The 19,282-nt window shown below is 47.0% G+C and carries 19 protein-coding genes, 1 pseudogene and 1 riboswitch; of the genes and pseudogenes, 13 read left to right on the top strand and 7 right to left on the bottom strand.

Annotation, left to right across the window (positions count from 1 at the left end; genetic code table 11):
* Positions 1-105: 105 nt before the first annotated feature.
* Positions 106-1,263 (top strand): trans-sulfuration enzyme family protein, encoded by a 1,158-nt coding sequence (locus tag LVJ86_RS08385; protein WP_047761268.1) that lies wholly within the window; start codon positions 106-108, stop codon positions 1,261-1,263.
* Between the two features lie 147 nt (positions 1,264-1,410).
* Here LVJ86_RS08385 and secF read toward each other — a convergent pair whose 3' ends face one another.
* The 3 genes from secF to yajC all read right to left on the bottom strand — a co-directional run bounded on the left by secF (position 1,411) and on the right by yajC (position 4,703).
* Complete coding sequence (secF, locus tag LVJ86_RS08380) at positions 1,411-2,346, bottom strand: protein translocase subunit SecF (RefSeq protein WP_047761269.1); 936 nt, start codon at positions 2,344-2,346, stop codon at positions 1,411-1,413.
* Positions 2,347-2,349: 3 nt separating this feature from the next.
* Positions 2,350-4,197, bottom strand: a complete 1,848-nt coding sequence (secD, locus tag LVJ86_RS08375; protein WP_047761270.1) for a protein translocase subunit SecD — start codon at positions 4,195-4,197, stop codon at positions 2,350-2,352.
* A 209-nt stretch (positions 4,198-4,406) separates the two neighbouring features.
* Complete coding sequence (gene yajC / locus LVJ86_RS08370; protein ID WP_047761271.1) at positions 4,407-4,703, bottom strand: preprotein translocase subunit YajC; 297 nt, start codon at positions 4,701-4,703, stop codon at positions 4,407-4,409.
* A 178-nt stretch (positions 4,704-4,881) separates the two neighbouring features.
* Here yajC and LVJ86_RS08365 point away from each other — a divergent pair, with 178 nt between their 5' ends.
* Entirely contained in the window at positions 4,882-5,922 is a 1,041-nt protein-coding gene (locus tag LVJ86_RS08365; RefSeq protein ID WP_047761272.1) for a histone deacetylase family protein, read from the top strand.
* Between the two features lie 274 nt (positions 5,923-6,196).
* Here the strand turns inward: LVJ86_RS08365 and LVJ86_RS08360 are convergent, their stop codons facing one another.
* On the bottom strand, positions 6,197-7,684 hold the full coding sequence (locus tag LVJ86_RS08360; protein ID WP_047761273.1) for a subtype B tannase: 1,488 nt from the start codon (positions 7,682-7,684) through the stop codon (positions 6,197-6,199).
* A gap of 85 nt (positions 7,685-7,769) precedes the next feature.
* On the opposite strand from LVJ86_RS08360, the pseudogene LVJ86_RS08355 reads away from it, so the two are divergent.
* From LVJ86_RS08355 to hchA, 4 genes and pseudogenes are all read left to right on the top strand, one after another.
* Positions 7,770-8,422, top strand: a pseudogene (locus LVJ86_RS08355) (IS1595 family transposase).
* Between the two features lie 211 nt (positions 8,423-8,633).
* A complete protein-coding gene (gene fdhD / locus LVJ86_RS08350; protein WP_047760431.1) occupies positions 8,634-9,461 on the top strand; it encodes a formate dehydrogenase accessory sulfurtransferase FdhD in 828 nt (275 codons plus the stop codon).
* Positions 9,462-9,499: 38 nt separating this feature from the next.
* Positions 9,500-10,429 carry a formate dehydrogenase accessory protein FdhE gene (locus LVJ86_RS08345; RefSeq protein WP_047760430.1) on the top strand — a complete coding sequence of 310 codons (930 nt, stop codon included), beginning with the start codon at positions 9,500-9,502 and terminating at the stop codon, positions 10,427-10,429.
* A gap of 153 nt (positions 10,430-10,582) precedes the next feature.
* Positions 10,583-11,452 carry a glyoxalase III HchA gene (hchA, locus tag LVJ86_RS08340; protein WP_047760429.1) on the top strand — a complete coding sequence of 290 codons (870 nt, stop codon included), beginning with the start codon at positions 10,583-10,585 and terminating at the stop codon, positions 11,450-11,452.
* Positions 11,453-11,714: 262 nt separating this feature from the next.
* Here hchA and LVJ86_RS08335 read toward each other — a convergent pair whose 3' ends face one another.
* Positions 11,715-12,023 (bottom strand): hypothetical protein, encoded by a 309-nt coding sequence (locus LVJ86_RS08335; RefSeq protein ID WP_047760428.1) that lies wholly within the window; start codon positions 12,021-12,023, stop codon positions 11,715-11,717.
* A 121-nt stretch (positions 12,024-12,144) separates the two neighbouring features.
* Positions 12,145-12,253, bottom strand: a riboswitch (SAM-I-IV-variant riboswitch).
* 173 nt (positions 12,254-12,426) lie between these two features.
* Between LVJ86_RS08335 and LVJ86_RS08330 the strand changes: the two genes are divergently transcribed.
* Together LVJ86_RS08330 and LVJ86_RS08325 are read left to right on the top strand one after the other, a co-directional pair.
* On the top strand, positions 12,427-13,332 hold the full coding sequence (locus tag LVJ86_RS08330; protein ID WP_047760427.1) for a LysO family transporter: 906 nt from the start codon (positions 12,427-12,429) through the stop codon (positions 13,330-13,332).
* An 82-nt stretch (positions 13,333-13,414) separates the two neighbouring features.
* A complete protein-coding gene (locus LVJ86_RS08325) occupies positions 13,415-14,188 on the top strand; it encodes a DeoR/GlpR family DNA-binding transcription regulator (RefSeq protein ID WP_047760426.1) in 774 nt (257 codons plus the stop codon).
* A 449-nt stretch (positions 14,189-14,637) separates the two neighbouring features.
* Here the strand turns inward: LVJ86_RS08325 and LVJ86_RS08320 are convergent, their stop codons facing one another.
* Complete coding sequence (locus tag LVJ86_RS08320; RefSeq protein ID WP_047760425.1) at positions 14,638-14,958, bottom strand: hypothetical protein; 321 nt, start codon at positions 14,956-14,958, stop codon at positions 14,638-14,640.
* Between the two features lie 80 nt (positions 14,959-15,038).
* Positions 15,039-15,416, bottom strand: coding sequence for a RidA family protein (locus LVJ86_RS08315; RefSeq protein WP_047760424.1), 378 nt, complete (start codon positions 15,414-15,416; stop codon positions 15,039-15,041).
* A gap of 86 nt (positions 15,417-15,502) precedes the next feature.
* On the opposite strand from LVJ86_RS08315, the gene LVJ86_RS08310 reads away from it, so the two are divergent.
* From LVJ86_RS08310 to LVJ86_RS08290, 5 genes are all read left to right on the top strand, one after another.
* On the top strand, positions 15,503-15,982 hold the full coding sequence (locus tag LVJ86_RS08310; protein ID WP_047760423.1) for a YbaK/EbsC family protein: 480 nt from the start codon (positions 15,503-15,505) through the stop codon (positions 15,980-15,982).
* A 50-nt stretch (positions 15,983-16,032) separates the two neighbouring features.
* Positions 16,033-16,404, top strand: a complete 372-nt coding sequence (locus LVJ86_RS08305; RefSeq protein WP_047760422.1) for a DUF4870 family protein — start codon at positions 16,033-16,035, stop codon at positions 16,402-16,404.
* Positions 16,405-16,872: 468 nt separating this feature from the next.
* The gene (locus tag LVJ86_RS08300) at positions 16,873-17,136 is read left to right on the top strand and encodes a FeoA family protein (protein WP_047760421.1); all 264 of its coding nucleotides are present in this window, start codon (positions 16,873-16,875) and stop codon (positions 17,134-17,136) included.
* Positions 17,137-17,186: 50 nt separating this feature from the next.
* Entirely contained in the window at positions 17,187-19,052 is a 1,866-nt protein-coding gene (feoB, locus tag LVJ86_RS08295) for a ferrous iron transporter B (RefSeq protein WP_047760420.1), read from the top strand.
* Positions 19,049-19,189: a FeoB-associated Cys-rich membrane protein gene (locus tag LVJ86_RS08290; RefSeq protein ID WP_075968073.1), complete on the top strand. Its 141-nt coding sequence runs from the start codon at positions 19,049-19,051 to the stop codon at positions 19,187-19,189. The genes feoB and LVJ86_RS08290 overlap by 4 nt, the downstream gene beginning before the upstream one ends.
* The last annotated feature ends 93 nt before the right edge of the window (positions 19,190-19,282 follow it).

Below are 19,282 nucleotides of genomic sequence, written 5' to 3'. Positions count from 1 at the left end.
AAATGCGAGATTATATCACTTGTGCTTTCAGACGGCATTGATTGTTTCTATTTTTCGGATAGTGGTAAAATCCCTTATCTTTATTTTACATATGGGTCGGATGCTATGAAATTTGCTACAGAAGCCATTCATTCCAGTTATGATTGTGATGAGCATAACCGCGCATTGATGCCGCCGATTTATCAAAACAGTATGTTTGCCATGCATGAAATCGGCGAGCAAATACCTTACCGTTACTCCCGCCTTTCCAACCCTACCCGAAAAGTATTGGAAGACACTGTGGCCGCTTTAGAGCACGGTGCGGCCGGTTTCGCTTTCGCCAGCGGCATGGCGGGAATCGATGCCGTGTGGCGTACATTTTTACGCCCGGGCGATACTATTGTGGCAGTAGCCGATATTTACGGCGGCGCATATGATTTGCTGACGGAAGTTTACGCCCAATGGGGCATTAATGTTGTTTTTGCTGATTTAACCGATCCGAATAATCTTGATACGGTTTTAGCTGAACACAAAGTAGCTATGGTCTGGTTGGAAACGCCTTCCAACCCTCTGTTGCGCCTAGTGGATATCGAATTGCTATCGGCCAAGGCGAAGGCCGCCGGCGCTATGGTGTGTATTGACAATACTTTTGCAACACCATATTTGCAAAATCCTTTGGATATGGGCTGCGATATCGTGTTCCATTCTGCTACCAAATATCTTTGCGGACATTCCGATGTGCTGATGGGTATTGTGGTTGCTAAAGACCAAAAACATGCCTCGCGTTTGCAATCTATGATGGTAAATACCGGTGCCATAGCCGGGCCGATGGATTGCGCGTTGGTATTGCGCGGTATTAAAACCCTTCCCGTGCGGGTGAAGCAGCATTTGGAAAATGCGGCAGAGTTGGCCAAGCGCTTACAGGCCCATCCTGCCGTAGCCAAGGTCTTTTATCCCGGGTTGGCAGAGCATGAGCACCACGAGTTGGCCAAAAAACAAATGCGCGGTTTCGGCGGTGTCGTGTCGGTTTATCTAAAAAACGATACCAAAGCGGCAGCCAACAGCGTAATTAAAAATATGCAGCTAGTGAAAATGGCATCCAGCTTGGGTGGTGTAGAAAGTTTGGTAAACCACAGCTTTTCCCAATCCCACAGTGGTATGTCGCCTGAAGTAAAAGCAGGATTGGGTATTAAAGAAGGATTGTTGCGTTTTTCAGTCGGCATCGAGGATATCGAAGATATTTGGGCCGATATTTCGAAAGCTTTGGATACTAGCTTGGCATAATATCCGATGAATGTGCGGTGACAAATCTGTTGTTGTGCCATCAATATTTTGGCATTTAAACTAAACAGATCCGGTTTGTCATCATTAATAAAAAATGCCGTCTGAAAAATTTTCAGACGGCATTTTTTCTTTTTAGCCAGTTGGTATTTATACCACGGCTTCTTCTTTTTGTTTTTGGGGTTTCGCCAGATTTTCACGGCTTAAACCGAATGCTAGCAGCAGTGGGCTGGCAACCAAAATAGAAGAATAAATACCAAATACGATGCCGATCGTTAATGCCAGTGCGAAGCCGTGTAGGGCGGCGCCGCCGAAAATCAGCATAGACAATACCATCGCTTCGGTAGAACCGTGGGTAATAATAGTACGGCTCATGGTGGCGGTAATCGCATTATCAATAACTTGCGGTACTGTTTTGTCGCGCATATTCGGTTTGCGGAAATTCTCGCGGATACGGTCGAATACTACCACAGACTCATTCACCGAATAGCCCAATACGGCCAGAATACCGGCCAGCACGGTAAGCGAAAATTCCCATTGGAAAAAGGCAAAGCAACCGAGGATGATAATTACGTCGTGCATATTGGCAATAATGGCAGAAACTGCAAAACGCCACTCGAAACGCATGGAGAGGTAAATAATGATACCTACAATCACCATGCCCAAAGCAATCAGGCCGTTGGATACCAGTTCCTCACCTACTTGGGGACCGATAAACTCAACTTGGCGTAATGTAACGTCCGGGTTGTCGGTTTTCAGCAGGTTCATCACTTGATTGGAAAGTTGCGCTGAAGACACACCTTCTTTGTTGGGTAAGCGGATCATGATATGGCGGTTTGTGCCCAGCGCCTGAACCTGTACCTCGCCTTCGCTGACAGTATTCAAACGTTGGCGTACCTGGTTGATTTCAACACCTTGTTGGTATTGCACCTCCATTACCGTACCGCCGGTAAATTCAACTGAAAAATTCAAACCGCGGGTTACTAAGAAAAACACCGAAAGGATGAAAGTGATCAGGGAAATCAGGGTGGTGAGCTTACCGTAGCTCATAAACGGAATGTCGCGTTTGATTTTGAACAATTCCATGTTTTACTCCTTACCGGCTGTGGTTTCGGGCTTCCATACCGCACCGATAGAAATGTTTTTAAGGTTGCGGCGGCGGCCGTACCATAGGTTCGCCATAGCGCGAGACACCACTACAGAGGAATACATTGAAGTGAGAATACCCAGACAATGCACCACGGCAAAACCGCGAACCGGACCCGAGCCGAAAATCAGCAAGGCGATACCGGCAATCAGCGAAGTGATATTAGAGTCGACAATGGTTGCCCATGCGTGTTGATAGCCCATGTTGATGGCTGCCTGCGGTGATGCGCCTGCACGCAGCTCTTCACGTATGCGCTCGTTAATCAATACGTTAGAGTCGATGGCCATACCTAATGTGAGGGCGATTGCGGCGATGCCGGGTAGGGTGAGCGTGGCTTGCAGCGCCGATAAGATGGCAATCAGGAACAGCAAGTTAGCCGATAGGGCGATAACCGAAAAAACACCGAACATACGGTAATAGATAACCATGAAAACGGCTACGGCCACAAAGCCCCAAAGGGTAGAGTGGAAGCCTTTTTCAATATTTTCTTTACCGAGAGACGGGCCAATGGTGCGCTCTTCGATGATTTCCATAGGTGCGGCTAAAGAACCGGCGCGCAGTAGAAGAGAAGTATCATTGGCCTCGGCGGTACTCATGCTGCCTGAAATCTGTACGCGGCCACCGGTAATGGCGGTGCGGATAACAGGTGCGGTCACGACTTCGGCTTTACCTTGGTCGATTAGAACCATTGCCATGCGCTTACCGATATTTTGGCTGGTCAGCTCGCCGAAAATCGTACCGCCGGCACCATCAAGATTGATGCTGACGGCAGGAGCGCCCATTTCATCAAAGCTGGGTTGGGCATCATTGATGTTGTCGCCGGTGAGTTCTACCTGTTTGCTGACCAAAGTGGGAACCGGTTTTTCCCCGGCAGTGTAAAGCAGGTCGTAGCCCGCAGGAATATTGCCGGCAAGTGCGGCCTGCATCAGGGCGGGGTCATCCGATACCATGCGTACTTCCAAGGTGGCGGTACGGCCGATGATGTCTTTGGCTTTGGCGGTATCCTGAACACCGGGCAGTTGTACCACAATGCGGTCTGCTCCCGCCTGTTGGATAATCGGCTCGGCTACGCCCAACTCATTCACACGGTTGTGCAGGGTATTGATATTTTGTTTAACCGAATCTTCGCGCACTTTGTTTAAAACCGCTTCGGAGAGCGTAAGTACGATATCGTTGCCGTTCGGGGTGAGTGTGGCTTCTGGCAAAATGCGGCGCAATTCGGGCAGGGCTTTTTGTACATCCGCGGCATCTTGGAATGGTACGGTCAGGCTGTTGCCGTTTTGGCGTGCGGTGCCTGTACGGATTTTCAAACGGCGTAGCTCGCGGCGGATATCGCCGGAATAGCGCTCAAATGTTTTTTGCATGGCCGTCTGCATGTCAACCTGCATGGTGAAATGCACGCCGCCGCGTAAGTCAAGGCCTAAGAACATCGGGTTGGCATTAATTTTCGCCATCCATTCGGGGCTGTCGGCCAAGAGGTTCAATGCGGTGATGTAGCCGTCACCCAGAGTGTTTTCGATAACATCGCGGGCACGTAATTGGGTTTCGGCATCGCGAAAGCGTACTTTAAGCGAATTGTCGGCGATAAACATACCGTCGTTGGCAATGCCCGCGGCTTGCAAGGCAGAGGCAACGCGTTGCTCGGTTTGTGTGTTAATCGCAATAGATTGGCGGTTGGTGGATACCTGTACGGCCGGCGTTTCGCCAAATAAGTTGGGCAGTGTGTAAATCACGCCCAAAATCAGGGTCACGGCAATCAGCAGGTATTTCCATAATGGATAGCGGTTCATGGTAAACCTTTACTGGATAAAAACGAACAGCCGCAGCTTATGGCTGTCGGCATTTTATATGGCGGCGGTTTCGGCGGGCCAAACTTCTGAAAAAGCTGGTCGGACGGCTGAAGTGCAAAAGCCGTACGGCTAAATTGAGGCATATCGAAACGGTGCATGGCCGATAAAATGTAAACAGCCACCGTGCGGCGGCTTTCAAAGGCGGCGGATTATGCCACTTTGCTGGAAACGGCGTTGCGCTCAACTTCTACAATCACGCCTTTTGCGATTTCTACATTAAAGAATTTTTCGCTCACGTTGGTGATGGTGCCGGTAAAGCCGGAAGCCAAAATCACGCGGTCACCGCGTTTCAATTCGGCCAGCATGGCTTGGTGTGCTTTGAATTTCTTTTGTTGCGGGCGCATGATCAGGAAGTAGAATACAACCAAAATCAAAATCAGCGGGGCAAACTGCATCAGCAAATTCGGTTGGGCGGCGGCGTCGGCTGCGTAAGCAAAGTCAATCATGTGTCGTCCAGTCTTTCTATTATAAATGGATAAAAATGCTAAGCGGTTTGTCTGTACCGCTTAAAATAAGCTATTCTAAAGGGATAGAGGTATTTTTCCAAGTAATTTCCATGATTATTAACCCTATTTATCCTGTTTGTCGGATGCCGTCTGAAAAGGGCGGGAGCAAGGAGCAAGCGTGCGTGCGTGGATAAGGCGGCTTTTGGGCAGAAAGCCGCGCTTGTTGTGGATAGGCCATCCACTGTTTTTACAACATGATCCGGGTACGGGCCATCCCGAAGCGGCGGCACGCATCGGAGCTATAGAGGCCGAGCTGCTCCGTCAGAAGATATCGCCGCGGATCCGCCGTGCGGAGGCGGCGGAAGTGACCGACAAGCAATTGGCCTTGGTTCATACCAGTAAATATCTGCAGTATCTTGAATCAGTTAGGCCGCAACCGGGCAAAATATACCGGCTTGACGACGACACGGTGATGAGCAGTGAAACGCTCACTGCTGCGCGCTATGGTGCAGGTGCGGTCGTGCAGGCGGTTGATACGGTATTGTCGGGACGCTCTCCGCGTGCATTTTGTGCAGTCAGGCCGCCGGGGCATCATGCTGAAAGTGCCAAAGCAGGTGGCTTTTGCCTGATTAATAATGTTGCTGTCGGCGCTATGCGCGCGATTGCCGAACATCGTTTGCAACGTATTGCGATTGTCGATTTCGACGTGCACCATAACAACGGCACACTGGAAATTTTTAAAGATGACCCGCGTGTGATGTTGCTGAATAGTTGTGCTCCCGATCTGTATCCGTTTCCTGATGAAGGCGTCGGCGGGCGCAATCCCCATATTCACAATATTTTTCTGCCTTCCGGTAGTGGCAGCCGTGAAATGCGTGAAGCTGCTCGCCGGTTGTGGTTGCCGCAATTGGCGTTATTCAAACCGCAATTGCTCTTGCTTTCGGCAGGATTTGATGCGCATCGTAAGGACGAGAGTGGTAGTTTGAATTGGCATGAGGCTGATTATGCTTGGCTGACGCATAAGCTGGTGCAGGCAGCGGGCGAAGAATGCCGTGGTGTGGTGTCGGTATTGGAAGGCGGTTATCATTTGGAGAGCCTGGCCAAAAGTGTAGCCGCCCATCTGTATGTGTTATCCGGTATGGGAAAACCTGCCTGTGCGGTTGCTTACGACAAATGGCTGCGTCGTACCGCTAAAAAAGAAGGCCGTCTGAGAAGATAACGTATCCGGTTTTGTTGGTTGGCCGATAGTATATTGGGATACGATTGAATAATTGGGGGTTATATCTAGCAAAAAGTCTATATGTGATGTAATTGGTAGTTTGATTATTTATTTTGATTTTATTTTAGTGCCGTCTGAAAAAGATTCAGACGGTATTTTTATATTGAGCGCAGTAACAGGTTTTATGAGTTTATGGATTTATAATTGTTGTGAAAAGAGCTGCCTCTACTTGGTAAGCAGCCCTTATATTTGGATGAGCGTGTGGTTTGCTTGCCTAATGTAGGGGGAGGGAGCTGATTTGCTTCATCCAAGCGAATAATTCATCCAAATCATAATCACCGCTGTGTGGTACATCCCAAGGTATGGCGTAATCAACATGGTAGCCGTGGTTTTGCAGCTTAGTTGCCAATATGGCAGATACTGCCAAAGAAGTATCGCGGTCGGCACTGCCTGCCCGGATGCGCCAATAGGCGGCGGTATCGGCAAGATTGTTGCCGATATAGTTGAGTGGATTCATCATTTTAATGGTTGCGCTATCTGCATGTGAACTATCCTTTACCGTAGAGTGGCTTTTGCTGAAGGCAGTAAAATGCTGCTTGTCGGTTGAGGCTGTGCCGAAGAGCTGGTTTTCACCACTGCTTAAATCCACTGCATCAAAGGCAGGAGGAGTTTTTTGGCGGCCTGCAGCTTTTGCGTAAAGGTCAAAATCAACGGAGCTGATTTTACCTTTGTGTATGGTCAGCCAGTTGCGGTCAGATAAGTTTTTACCTTCATCTAGTTGCTTTTGTGCGGATGCGGCCAAATAGCTGGCTATATAGTTTTTAAAGCTGCCGTTACCTTGTACATCAAGGGTCAGAGGACGTCCTTGGTTGTCTTTCAAATGCAAACTGTTGATGTACGCGGGATAGGCTGTTTTCAGTAGAGTGGATAATGTTTTTTCAGTTTCAGTAAGTGTGCCGGGTAGTAGCTCACGTTTTACTTGGTAATCAAGCATGGTGATATTTATTTTTTTATAGTCGTTCACACCGTTAAACTGCCACTCGTAAGCCATATCAGCATGTTCGAGGTCGGTAATTGGGCAGTAGGCGGAAACGGCAAAAATACTGTCGGATGCATTTGCGGCACCAAGTTTGACTAAGCGGTTTTGGTAATCTTGACTGTTACCGCTGGCGCCGAGTAGTGCGGATAGTGCTCCCCCAGCACTGGTGCCGTTTGAAATGATTTTACGGGCATCACCAGGCATGACGGCATCATTGGCGTGCAAGTAACGTACGGCGGCTTTGAGGTCGATAATTGCCGCGGGTGCTTTGCCGTTGGCTGCTGTGCGTCCACGCGCTCCGGGAGATGCAACAACATACCCTTTGGACAAAGCTACCAATAAGGCGTTTGCTTGACCGCTACGTTGGTCTAAGCCGGGTTTCCCAGGCTTGGCCGGCATATAGCCGCCGATTTGGTTAGGTAGGAAAATAGGTGCGGTATTAGCGGTATAACCATCTATCTTTTGGTTGTTGTAATAGGCTTCTGGTATATAGATATTGATAGTTTGATATTCTATATCTACAGGATTTTTCACATAAACTATGTCTTCGTATGCGCGGTAACGTATGGTTTGACCATTTAACTCGGTGCTTTTTTGTACGGCAGGCTGTTTACGGAAATCAAGGCTGTTGACTGCAAGTGCATTTTGACTGATTGAGGATGTACATGAAGCTAGAGTTAGTAGTAGGGGTAGGTTAAATATAAAATATATGTTTTTCACCATGATTTTGACCTTATAAAATTGATTAAATGATATGGTAATTATTTTTGGGGCTGTATTAGATTGGCAGTTATGTTACCCTTTAAAAATGAAGATAACACACTGTAAACTATCTAAAAAAGTACAAAAAAGTTGCTTGAATTTTTTGTACTTGAGGTAACCGCCCGTTCTGCTGCCAATTTATTGGATATTAACCCCAATTCAGCAGCTCTGTTTTACCGTAAAATTCGCCAAGTCACTGCCTATCATTTAGAGCTTCAAGCTGATGAAATCTTTGATGGTTCAATCGAGCTTGATGAGAGTTATTTTGGTGGACAACGAAAAGGCAAACGCGGTCGCGGAGCGGCTGGGAAAGTAGCGGTATTTGGTATTTTGAAACGTCAAGGCAAGGTTTATACTGTTGTCGTTAAAAATACCAAACAAGATACTTTACTACCTGTTATTAAACGAAAAATAATGCCTGATAGCATTGTTTATACGGACTATTACAAAAGCTATGATGTGCTAGATGTGAGTGAATTTACGCATCACAGAATCAATCATTCAGAGCTTTTTGTCGACCGTCAAAACCATATCAACGGTATTGAAAACTTCTGGAATCAGGCAAAGCGCGTTCTACGAAAGTACAATGGAATTGACCGAAAATCTTTCCCTTTATTCTTGAAAGAATGCGAATTTCGTTTTAACTTTGGTACACCAAAAGAGCAACTTAAAATCTTGCGAATTTGGTGTGATATTTAAGGCTAATCTAATACAGCCCCTTATTTTTTATTAAAAATCATTGTAGTCATCTTGCCTGTATAGTTTGATAGTTATTGGGTTATAGTATGTAAATTGATAAGTAATATAAATTCAGGTGGAAGATATATTTTTTGTTATAAATTGTTATAATTTTAGTTTGGCTGTTGATGTTTGAGACAGCTTAATTTTCATTTCTATCTTACTTATTTTTATGCTAAATGCAATCAGCAGTATTTACATCGTAAGCCGTTTCAGAAACGGTAGCACCGAAAATACCGATGATCTTCTTGCAGAAGAAACACCGGTAGCATTGGTGTATAACGGAATCGCCCATGTCGTATTGATGGCTACTCCCGCCGATATAACGGAATTGGCACTTGGTTTTAGTCTGAGCGAAGGCATTCTGTCCCATGTCGGAGAGCTTTACGATGTGGAAACCAAAAATGGTTGTAACGGTATTGAAGTTCATTTGGAGATTGCCTCGGCGCGTTTCCTGTTATTGAAAGAACGTCGCCGTAATATGAACGGGCGTACTGGCTGCGGCTTGTGCGGGGTGGAAAGTTTGGAGGCGGTCAGGCCGGATTTGCCTGAAGTAGCGCGCGGCCATATCGTTCAAGCACAGGATATACAGGCGGCATTGCAAACCTTTGACAAATACCAGACCTTGCGCGCGCAAACAGGTGCGGTGCATGGTGCGGCTTGGGTAGAAGAAGGCCTTGTTGTCAAATTATTTGAGGATGTGGGCCGCCATAACGCGCTCGACAAGCTGTTGGGCTGGGGTGCAAAAAACAATATTGATTGGCAGCGGGGCTGGGTGTTGGTGTCCAGCCGTGCCAGTTATGAGATGGTGGCTAAAGCAGCGGCAATGGGCGTGGGACTATTGGTCGCGGTTTCGGCGCCCACGGCCTTTGCCGTACGTTTGGCCGAACAAGCCGGCATGACATTAATCGGCTTTGCCCGGGAGCATCAATATACGGTTTATACCCATCCCGATTATATTCAGACGGCCTGTTCCGGCGAAACAAAGCAGGCCGTCTGAAACGAGCCTTTGCAAAACACATACACAAAGAAAAGATTATGAGCACAATATCCATCAAACCGATTACCGAAATTCAAAAAGGCTTGTTCCATACACCGTTTTGGTTGGCACCTGAAAGCAACCTTTTTGCCGAACGCAGTACCCGTTTTCAAGAGTTGGCGCAAAATGAAGCCAGCGAATGGCGCGTGTATCTTGAATTATTAGGCAAGTTGAGTACGGCGCAGCAGGCGGTTTACGACAAACACAGCTTCGTGCTGCCCGATTTATACCAAGGGCAAACCGTTTTGCCGCAAGCAGCCCTAGGCGAGGTGCCTGCCGATTTTTACGGTGTGTTGGCCGATTTAGTGGCGGAGATAGGCCGTATAGGTGTGACGAAAACCGTACAGGCAGAGTTGGATAAATTAGCCGCATTGTCACGTGAGCAAGCAGAAGAATTAGCTAGGCGCGTGTTAACCAAAAATGAAACCGATACCGACCGCTCGGCTTTGGTATGGGTGCGGGCGGCCTTGCAGGTTATTTGGACGGCATGGGCGGCGCAATTGACCGAAGACCATGTTCCGCCGGTGGAAGAGCGCGTAAACTGTCCCTGCTGCGGCACAGAAGCGGTAGGAAGTGTAGTGTTGATTAAAACGGATTTGGCAGGTTTCCGCTATATGCATTGTCCTCATTGCAACAGCCGCTGGAATGCCCTGCGTGCAAAATGTACCACTTGCGGTGACAGCAGCGGCATGCGTATTCAGGAAATCGATCCGGAGGAAACACCCGGGCTCAGCCCGGTACTGACGGGCGCAAGAGCCGAAAGCTGTGAGGCGTGCCATAGTTACCGTAAGCTTTACCGGCAAGACAAACAACAATATGCCGACCCGGTGGCAGACGATTTAGCTTCGCTGGCTTTGGATATTTTAGTAGGTGAGTCAGGCTATCAGCGCGGAGGTGAAAACCCCTTTTTGATATTGGGTTCGGAATAATTTTTTTACATTGGCAGATAAAATGCCGGTATATGCTGTTGGAAAGTAAAAGCGCGTAAGCCCGTTGTATCCAGCGGGAGGTATGAGGGTAGAATCGCGTAGCAGGATTTTTACTTATCCTTTTGTCCCCACTTTATTTTTTGGAGAACCGCTATGAGCGATCTCAGCAAGCAGCCCGTACCCGACCACGCTGAATATAATGCCTACTTCCCTTCGGAATATTCACTCAGCCTTTATACCAACCCAAAAACCGATTTTAAAAGTTTCAAATTTTCCGAGCCTTATAAGGGGGGAAAATATAAAGTTTTGATGATTGCTACCGATGAGCGGTATGTAAAAATGCAAAACGGCAAACTTTTTTCTACCGGTAACCATCCGGTCGAAACGTTGTTGCCGATGCTCCATATCCATGAAGCCGGATTTGAAATCGAAGTCGCTACTTTATCGGGAAATCCCGTTAAGTTTGAAATGTGGGCGATGCCGAAGGAAGATCAGGCGGTAGCCGGTATTTTTGAAACTTATCTGCCGAAGTTACAGAAGCCGCATAAATTGGCCGATATTATTGAATCGGTAACCGATGAGGATTCTCCTTATATTGCCGTATTTGTGCCCGGTGGTCATGGTGTACTTAATGCTATTCCTGAAAGTAGTGAGGTGGCGCGTGTTTTAAATTCGATGCTGGATAAAAACCGCTATATCATCACTTTGTGCCATGGTCCGGCAGCATTGGTGTCATTGGCAGATGAGCAGGGCGCCTTCCCGCTCAAAGGTTATGAGTTGTGCGTATTTCCCGACTCACTTGACGAAGGTGCCAATATTGATATCGGCTATATGCCCGGTCGTTTGCCGTGGTTGGTAGCGGAACGCTTACAGGCTTTGGGCATGAAAGTAATGAATAAAGACATTACCGGTAAAGTATGCCAAGACCGCCAACTGTTAACCGGAGATAGTCCGCTGGCCGCAAATAATTTAGGAATCCTTGCCGCAGATGTATTGTTGGATGCCGTTACCAAATTGGATTAATGTTTCTTTCAGCGTGGTCGATGCGCTGCTTTCGTCACTATGATATCCGGTTATGATCATTATCATAAAATAAGGAGCCGTCTGAAAATTTTCGGGCGGCTTTTTTTTATGAGAGCAACATAGATCATGATTTTATAGGCAATGCAAATTCTGCCGAACTGTCCGTCAGGAATGAAAGAAATATAATGGTGTTTTTTATATTGCGAAATAAAATGCCGTCTGAAAAATTTAATACGGCATTTTATTTCAATAAAGAGAATATTTAAGCTGCATAGTGTTTGCGGCGGGCGGCATCATATTCTTTTGCATAAGTTTCCAGAGCGCTGATACAGCCGTCGATATCATCGGCTCCTGCTAAAAATAAAATCGTACGCAACGTAGCGAGTTCCCTATCTGGAGAGAGTGGGGCGCAGTAGTGATTGGGAAAGGCAAGCGGACAGAGCCACAGTTTTTCTTCGGGTCGGTAAATACCTATAATTTCATTGCGGCTGCCGTTGCGGTGTAGCACAAACTGAATGGCCGAGCTGGCCGCAACGGTATGAACAGAGAACTCGAGATTCTGGATTTTCATGCGATATTCCTTATCCTGTTTAGCACTTTATAATGGGCGGCAATTGGGAATAAATCACCCATAGGGGCTGCCGATGAAGCAGCCGGATAACAAAAAACACCCTGCATTTCGGGAAACAGGGTGTGATGCCGATATTTACCGTCGAAAAATCAACAGCCGCATCTGCACGCGCATTCCACCTTGCCGGCAATAGGCAGGTTGGCATGGTTTCCCAACTCGTGATGCAGAGCTAATCTTATGCCTGCGTTACAGGCTTGTCAACATAGGCGTATCTCACTCGAAGCCATACGGGGCTCTGCCTAGCCTTAACGTTTGCTAACAGATATAATGCTTAGCCGACATTAAGACATTAAAGAGAGTTGTCCGAACGGTTCAAAAGTTTGGCAACTGCTGCGCTCATGCTATGAACAGTTTGATAACTTTGATTACCGTACTCTCGCCGCTTTTTGCCGGATTTTTTATAAGTGTGCCCAAACAATATCAGCCCTTATTGGATAAAGCCCTGTCGTGGCTGGTATATGCCATATTGTTGCTGATCGGCGTGTCGCTTTCCCAAGTTGAGAATTTAGGCGCGCAAATCAGCACTATTTTCATATCGACCGTTTGCCTGTTTATAGCCGTGATCGGGATGAATTTGCTGGTTTTAATGTGGTATGACCGCCGTTTTCCATGGAAGGTGGAGGGAAGCAAAAAAAAAGCCGATATTAGCTTAACGGGCAGTATCAAGCAGCTCGGTTGCGTGTTAGCGGGTTTTATGCTGGGTAGGATACTCAGCCGTGATTGGCTGCCGCCGGAAAACTTGGGTACTTATTGCCTGATGTTGATGGTATTTGTCGTGGCGGTACAATTACGAAGCAGCGGTATTACCTTGCGGCAGGTGCTGATTAATAAGCGCGGCGTGCAAACCAGTATATTGATTACGCTTTCTTCTTTAGCAGGAGGTTTGCTGTTTGCCGCTTTGCAATCCGAAGTTTCATGGAGTAAAGGTTTGGCATTGGCATCTGGGTTTGGCTGGTACTCGCTTTCCGGTATTGTGATGACCGAAGCCTACGGCCCGATATGGGGTAGTGTGGCGCTGTTGAATGACCTGGCCCGCGAATTTTTTGCTTTGGTATTTATTCCGTTGCTAATGCGCCGCCATCCGAGTGCAGCTGTGGGGGTGGGCGGTGCGACCAGTTTGGATTTTACTTTGCCGGTTATTCAACGTTCCGGCGGTTTGGCGGCAGTTCCGTTGGCCATCAGTTTCGGGTTTATCATCAATATTATTTCCCCGGTTTTGATGGTTGTTTTTTCCGCCATGAAATTTTGAATAACCTCACATCTGTGCCGCTTGCGTGAAGAAAGCGAATTTGGCACAATTTATTTCATAAAAATCAAAAGTAAACGAACCTATGCCACGCATCCAACGACATGAAAAAATCATTGCCCTCGTGCGCGAACACGGTTTTATGCCGATTGACCGATTGGCACGCGATTTAGATGTTACACCGCAAACCATCCGCCGTGATATTAACCAGCTTTGCGAAGAAAACATTTTACGCCGTTACCATGGTGGTGCGGCTTTGGGCGAAGGGATGGAGGGAGATGATTATCTTGCCCAAAAGAATAAATTGCAAAACGAAAAGGCGCATATTGCCGATTTGATTGCAGCTGAAATCCCCGATAATGCTTCACTGTTTATGAGTATCGGAACAACTATTGAAGCAGTAGCGATGGCTTTGGTGAAAAATCATAAAAATCTTTGCATTATTACCAATAATATCCATGTGGCGGCGATTGTATCCGGGCGCAGCGATTATACGGTCATTATTACTTCCGGTGTGGTGCGCCCGGTAGACGGGGGGGTAACGGGCGTAGCTACGGTAGATTTTATTAACCAGTTTAAAGTCGATTACGCCGTATTAAGTGCGGCCGGTGTGGAGCAGGACGGCTCGCTTTTGGATTTTGACTATAAAGAAGTTAGCGTGATGCAGGCGATGATGGAAAATGCCCGTATGCGCTATTTAGTGTTGGATCACCGTAAATCGGGGCGGAATGCTTTGGTAAGGATGGGAGACGTTACCGAGTTTGACTGTGTGTTCAGCGACCGCAAACCGTCAGACACTATCCGCCAAAAGCTGGATGAACATGGCGTACGCTGCCATATTGCCGAACGGGATGTTTGAAAAGATTCATACTGTGCTTTAAGTTAAAAAATAAAATGTAAATAAATAATGCCGTCTGAAAATATTTTTCAGGCGGCATTATTTATCTTGGAGAATTTTTCGGTTTTGCCGCCGGCCGGGGTGGTGATTATTTGTTGTAGCCTTACCATCATGAAAATGAGCGGCTGCCGTAACAAATACTAAAAGCCCGTATTGGTGGAACCGAATAATTAGCTGCATTTCCTAGAGGTAGGTGAACCTTCATAGGGGGGATGATTTATATTTGCACCGACGAGCCGGTTATCGGGCAGCGTTTCACCGTCTTGCTGGATGAGAGATATTATGTCGCGCGGGAAGCCGTCGTTAGAATATTGTTAGATTAGTGCCAGATTGGTTTTCTCACCGATGGCAGAGAATATAAGAAAAACGCGCGTAAATGCGCGTTTTTTGGACGTTATGAATTTTACAGGCTATGCGGTCTGTTTTTTATAGCGCGGGTCTGCCAGTAAGGCTGTTTGCAAATCGCCTTTTAAAGGCTGTAAGGCATTAATATCGTCACAAGCATCCATTATTAATTGGTATACGGCCATAAAATCTTTTTCGGGCAAATCGGCGATAGAAAATGTGCAGCAGGAAAACTCGCCCTCGAATTGTTTTGCATAATCCGGAGCCACATCGGCCATATGCGGCAACATATAATCAAACAAAAGCACTGACATGCGGTTGGGCAGCAGGTGTTTAACCAGCTGGCCGTTTGCCATGTTGACATATAAGTAATCAGGAGCGCTCATTCTTATTCGCCAATAAATAATTGGATTTTATTCCGTTTCCAGTATGCTTCGGCTTCAGCCTGTCCGTAAACTACCTGCTTTTAGCGTGTATTTTTATCGGCTGTATTTTGAAGCTGTACCGCAGAAACTTTGATTTCGATTTTCCATGCCGGATTCGCCAAGCCGGCGGCTACACAGGCGCGAGCCGGAGCGCGTTGGGGATCAACCCATTGGTCCCATACCGCATTCATGGCAGCGTAATCGGCCAGATCAGGCAGGTAGATTGTGGCTTCTAAAATATGGCGCTTGTCGGAGCCGCATTTTTCTAGCCATTTATCGATTTGTTTGAGTACATCTTGAGTTTGTTCGGTAATGTCCGAACTGTCTGTTTCGGGAACCATACCCGATAGAAACACAAAACCGTTGGCAACGGTAGCTTCGGAGAGGCGCGGGGTTTGTCCGTGATAGGTAATGTTCATATATTTCCTTTACATAATAAGTTAAATCATGGCAGTTATGGTAACATAAAGAAAGATTGAATCAGCATATTTTTCAGACGGCCTCTATGAGTAAAAACAATTATCCGGTTACGCCCTCTATACGTTTTTTGCGGGCGCATACCATTGATTTCGAACCAAAAATGTTTGTTTATATGGAGCACGGGGGAGCGGCGCATTCGGCACAGCAGTTGGGTGTCCCCGAGCATGCGGTGATCAAAACTATTGTGTTGCAAAATGAGCGTAAAGAAGGCGTGCTGGTGTTGATGCATGGCGATAAAGAAGTTTCTACCCGCAATTTGGCGCGCCAGTTGGGAATGAAACATCTGGAATTGGCCGATGAAAAACAGGCCAATAAATGGACGGGGTTTTTATTCGGAGGCACCAGCCCGTTTGGCACGAAAACTACTTTGCCGGTGATGGTGGAAAAAACGATTTGGGATCTGGATATGATTTATATCAACGGCGGCAAGCGTGGGTTTTTAGTAGCGATCAGGCCTGAAGCCTTGCGTGTGCTTAATCCGAAAACGGTGGAGGCGGCCGCCTGAATGTTGTTGGCGCGGTAATATATTATGGATAATTAATAAAGGAGAAAATAATGGATTACAGAATAATAGGCCATCCGGGGCAAGCGCCGAAAGACGATAGCCAGCTGCGCACTTATGCCATCATTGTTTATGCCTTGTATGCCGCCTCGTTGATTATCGGCTTTACTTTGTTGGCCGGGGTGATTATGGCTTATCTGAAGCGCAACGATGCGGTGGGTACACCTTATTACGATCAGTTTGCCTACCTGATTAAAACGTTTTGGGTTACTGTGGCAGGGTTGTTTATCGGTGTGTTGACTCTAGGGGTTTTGGTAGGCGGCCTGATTTTGGTACTGGTAAGTATTTGGTTTGTTTACCGTGTAGTGGCCGGTTTTATCAAACTCTACGACCATCGCCCTATATCCGCTGATGGTTGGTTTTAAGGCAGGGTGTGCTATTTTTAAGAGAGCATGATTGCCCACGTATTTGTATTTAAAATTTGATGCCGTCTGAATGTTTCAGATGGCATCATTGCTTTGTATGCGTTACTGTTCTATAAAACTAGAATAGTAAATTTCACAAAATGTGTTGCGCTCAGACAGGCCGTCTGAAAAATATGTACATGGATTATCTGGCGTAGATATGGAATTTCCGCTTACATGTTTTAGATAAAAATATCATCGGCCGTTTCAATTGCCCCGCCTAATTTCTTTCTTGCATTCCCTATAAATTTAATTGATAATAATTATAAATAAAAATTAGCCGCCTGAAATATGATTGGTTGAATACGGTCATGCTGAAAATATGGCTGACGGCTAATTATTTGATATTTTCTTGCGGGCTTATCTCAGCCCTGTATTTGCCAAGCACATAATACAGAATCCAATTGTTTTTTTATGTGGAATTTTACAATGTCCCGTTTGCCGGTATCCCGTCTGAATAAAGGCGAAGTGGTTTATATCGAATCTATCGAACCCAATCCTGTGTTCGGCAGCCTTGATGAGCTGGTCAGCCGCCGTCTTGCCGATCTGGGTTTTTCCAACGGTACGCCGTTGACATTGGTGGCAAAAGGCTTATTCGGACGAGGGCCTTTCGCCGTGCGTTTGGGCAATCAATCACAATTTTCTCTACGTGAAGCAGAAGCGGCCAAAATTATTTGCCGTCCAACCAAATAAACTTTGCCGGATTCAGACGGCTAGAATTTTATGCCGTCTGAAAAATCATTATGAATACATATTATTATGCTTTGGTCGGTGCGCCTAATTGCGGTAAAACCGTACTTTTCAACGCCCTTACAGGGGCAAATGCCAAAGTGGCCAACTATCCGGGTGTAACAGTGGACCGCCGCGAGGGCGTCTTCGTGCGTGACCGTAATATCCGGATTATTGATTTGCCAGGTACATACAGCTTGAGAACCACAAGCCCGGATGAAACAGTAGCGCGCGATGTGCTTTTGGGTAAGCTTGGGCGTCGCCCCGATGCGGTAGTGGCAGTAGCGGATGCAACCAATTTGCGCATGACGCTGCGAATGATGCTGGAATTAAAAACACTAGGCCTGCCGATGATGATTTCTCTTAATCTCAGCGATGTCGCTTATGCGCGCGGCTTGAGGATTGATGTGGCCAAACTCAGCAGCCTGCTTGGCATGCCGGTATTGGAAACCGCTGCCATCCGTCATCACAGCGTAGAGGCTGTTAGGGAAACTCTGGCTACCTTGCCGCGAGTGGAAACCGTTGATTTTGATGCGGAGAAAGCTGAAGAGCGGTTGGATGAGCTGGACAGTAACGCCTTATACGAAGAAGTGGAAAGTATTTTACGCCAAGTGGTGCATACCGAGATGGCTTTGCCCGGATGGCACCGCCGTCTTGATAGCTTGGTACTGCATCCCGTATGGGGATTAATCATTTTGGCATTTATTTTGCTGATGGTTTTTCAAGCGGTGTATTCTTGGTCTGAGCCCTTGATGACGGCGATTGAAGACGGTTTTTCTATGCTGGGCGAATGGGTGGCTTCGGTTCTGCCGGCCGGGTTGCTTACTGATTTGCTGATAAACGGGGTGATTGCAGGTATGGGCAGCGTGTTGGTGTTTTTACCTCAAATCACCATATTATTTGCCTTCATTCTGCTATTGGAGGATTCTGGCTATCTGCCTAGGGCGGCGTTTTTGCTTGATAATCTGTTGTCCCGTACCGGGCTGTCGGGCCGGGCGTTTATTCCGCTGCTGTCGAGTTTCGCCTGTGCCGTACCCGCGGTGATGTCGGCGCGAACCATTCAAGATCCGCGCGAACGTTTGGTTACGATTGCTATCGCGCCGATGCTGACTTGTTCGGCGCGTTTGCCGGTATATGCGCTGATTATTGCGGCAGTGATTCCGGCGCAAACCGTTTGGGGTGTTTTTAATCTTCAGGGTTTGACTCTGTTTGCACTGTATGTGGTTGGCATTGTTTCGGCAGGGATAACCGCATTTATGTTGAAACGCATGGCTAGACGTAGAGGAAATGTCCAGCAATTTCCTTTGTTGATGGAGTTGCCTACTTTCCGAACGCCGAATTTCAAACATATCGTGATTAGCCTGTGGGATAGGGTAAAAGCCTTTTTAAAACGCGCCGGTACGGTAATTTTTGCTTTAAGCGTGATATTATGGGCATTGATTAGCTTTCCCGCTGCGCCTGAGGGAGCAAGCGCACCGGCGATTGATTATAGTTTTGCCGGTATGTTGGGGCATCTGATTGAGCCGATATTTGCCCCGCTGGGTTTTACTTGGCAAATGTGTATTGCCATGATTCCGGGTATTGCTGCTCGGGAAGTGGTGGTGGCCGCGTTGGGGACGGTTTATGCCGTAGGGGCGGCGTCTGAAGATGCGGCGCAACAGGCATTGATCCCGATTGTGCATAATAATTGGGGACTGCCCACCGCTTTTGCATTCTTGGCATGGTATGTTTACGCACCGATGTGTATGGCGACGATGGCGGTTATCAAACGTGAAACCAAATCCGCCCGCCAAACTTGGCTGATTGCGGGCTATCTGTTTATGTTGGCCTACTTTTTTGCTTTTGTGGTGTATCAGGTTTCATCGAGGATTTTATTATGATTCAAGAATGGGTAGTCGGGCTGCTGGTGTTGGGGGCGGTGGTCTTTGTAGTACGCCGTTTTGTTTTCAAGCCGAAATCTTCTTCTGCTTGCGGCAGTTGCCGCGGTTGTAGCGGTAAAGACGGCGGTTGCCATTAGATTTTGTAGGCTGTGGTTGTATTAATGTTTTGTTTGAATAATAAGGCCGTCTGAAAATCCGTTTCAGACGGCCTTATTATTTTGTATGACAGA

Origin of the sequence: Neisseria arctica, from assembly GCF_022870905.1 — a bacterium.
Taxonomy (GTDB): Bacteria; Pseudomonadota; Gammaproteobacteria; order Burkholderiales; family Neisseriaceae; genus Neisseria; species Neisseria arctica.
This window is presented reverse-complemented; position numbering and strand designations above follow the sequence as displayed.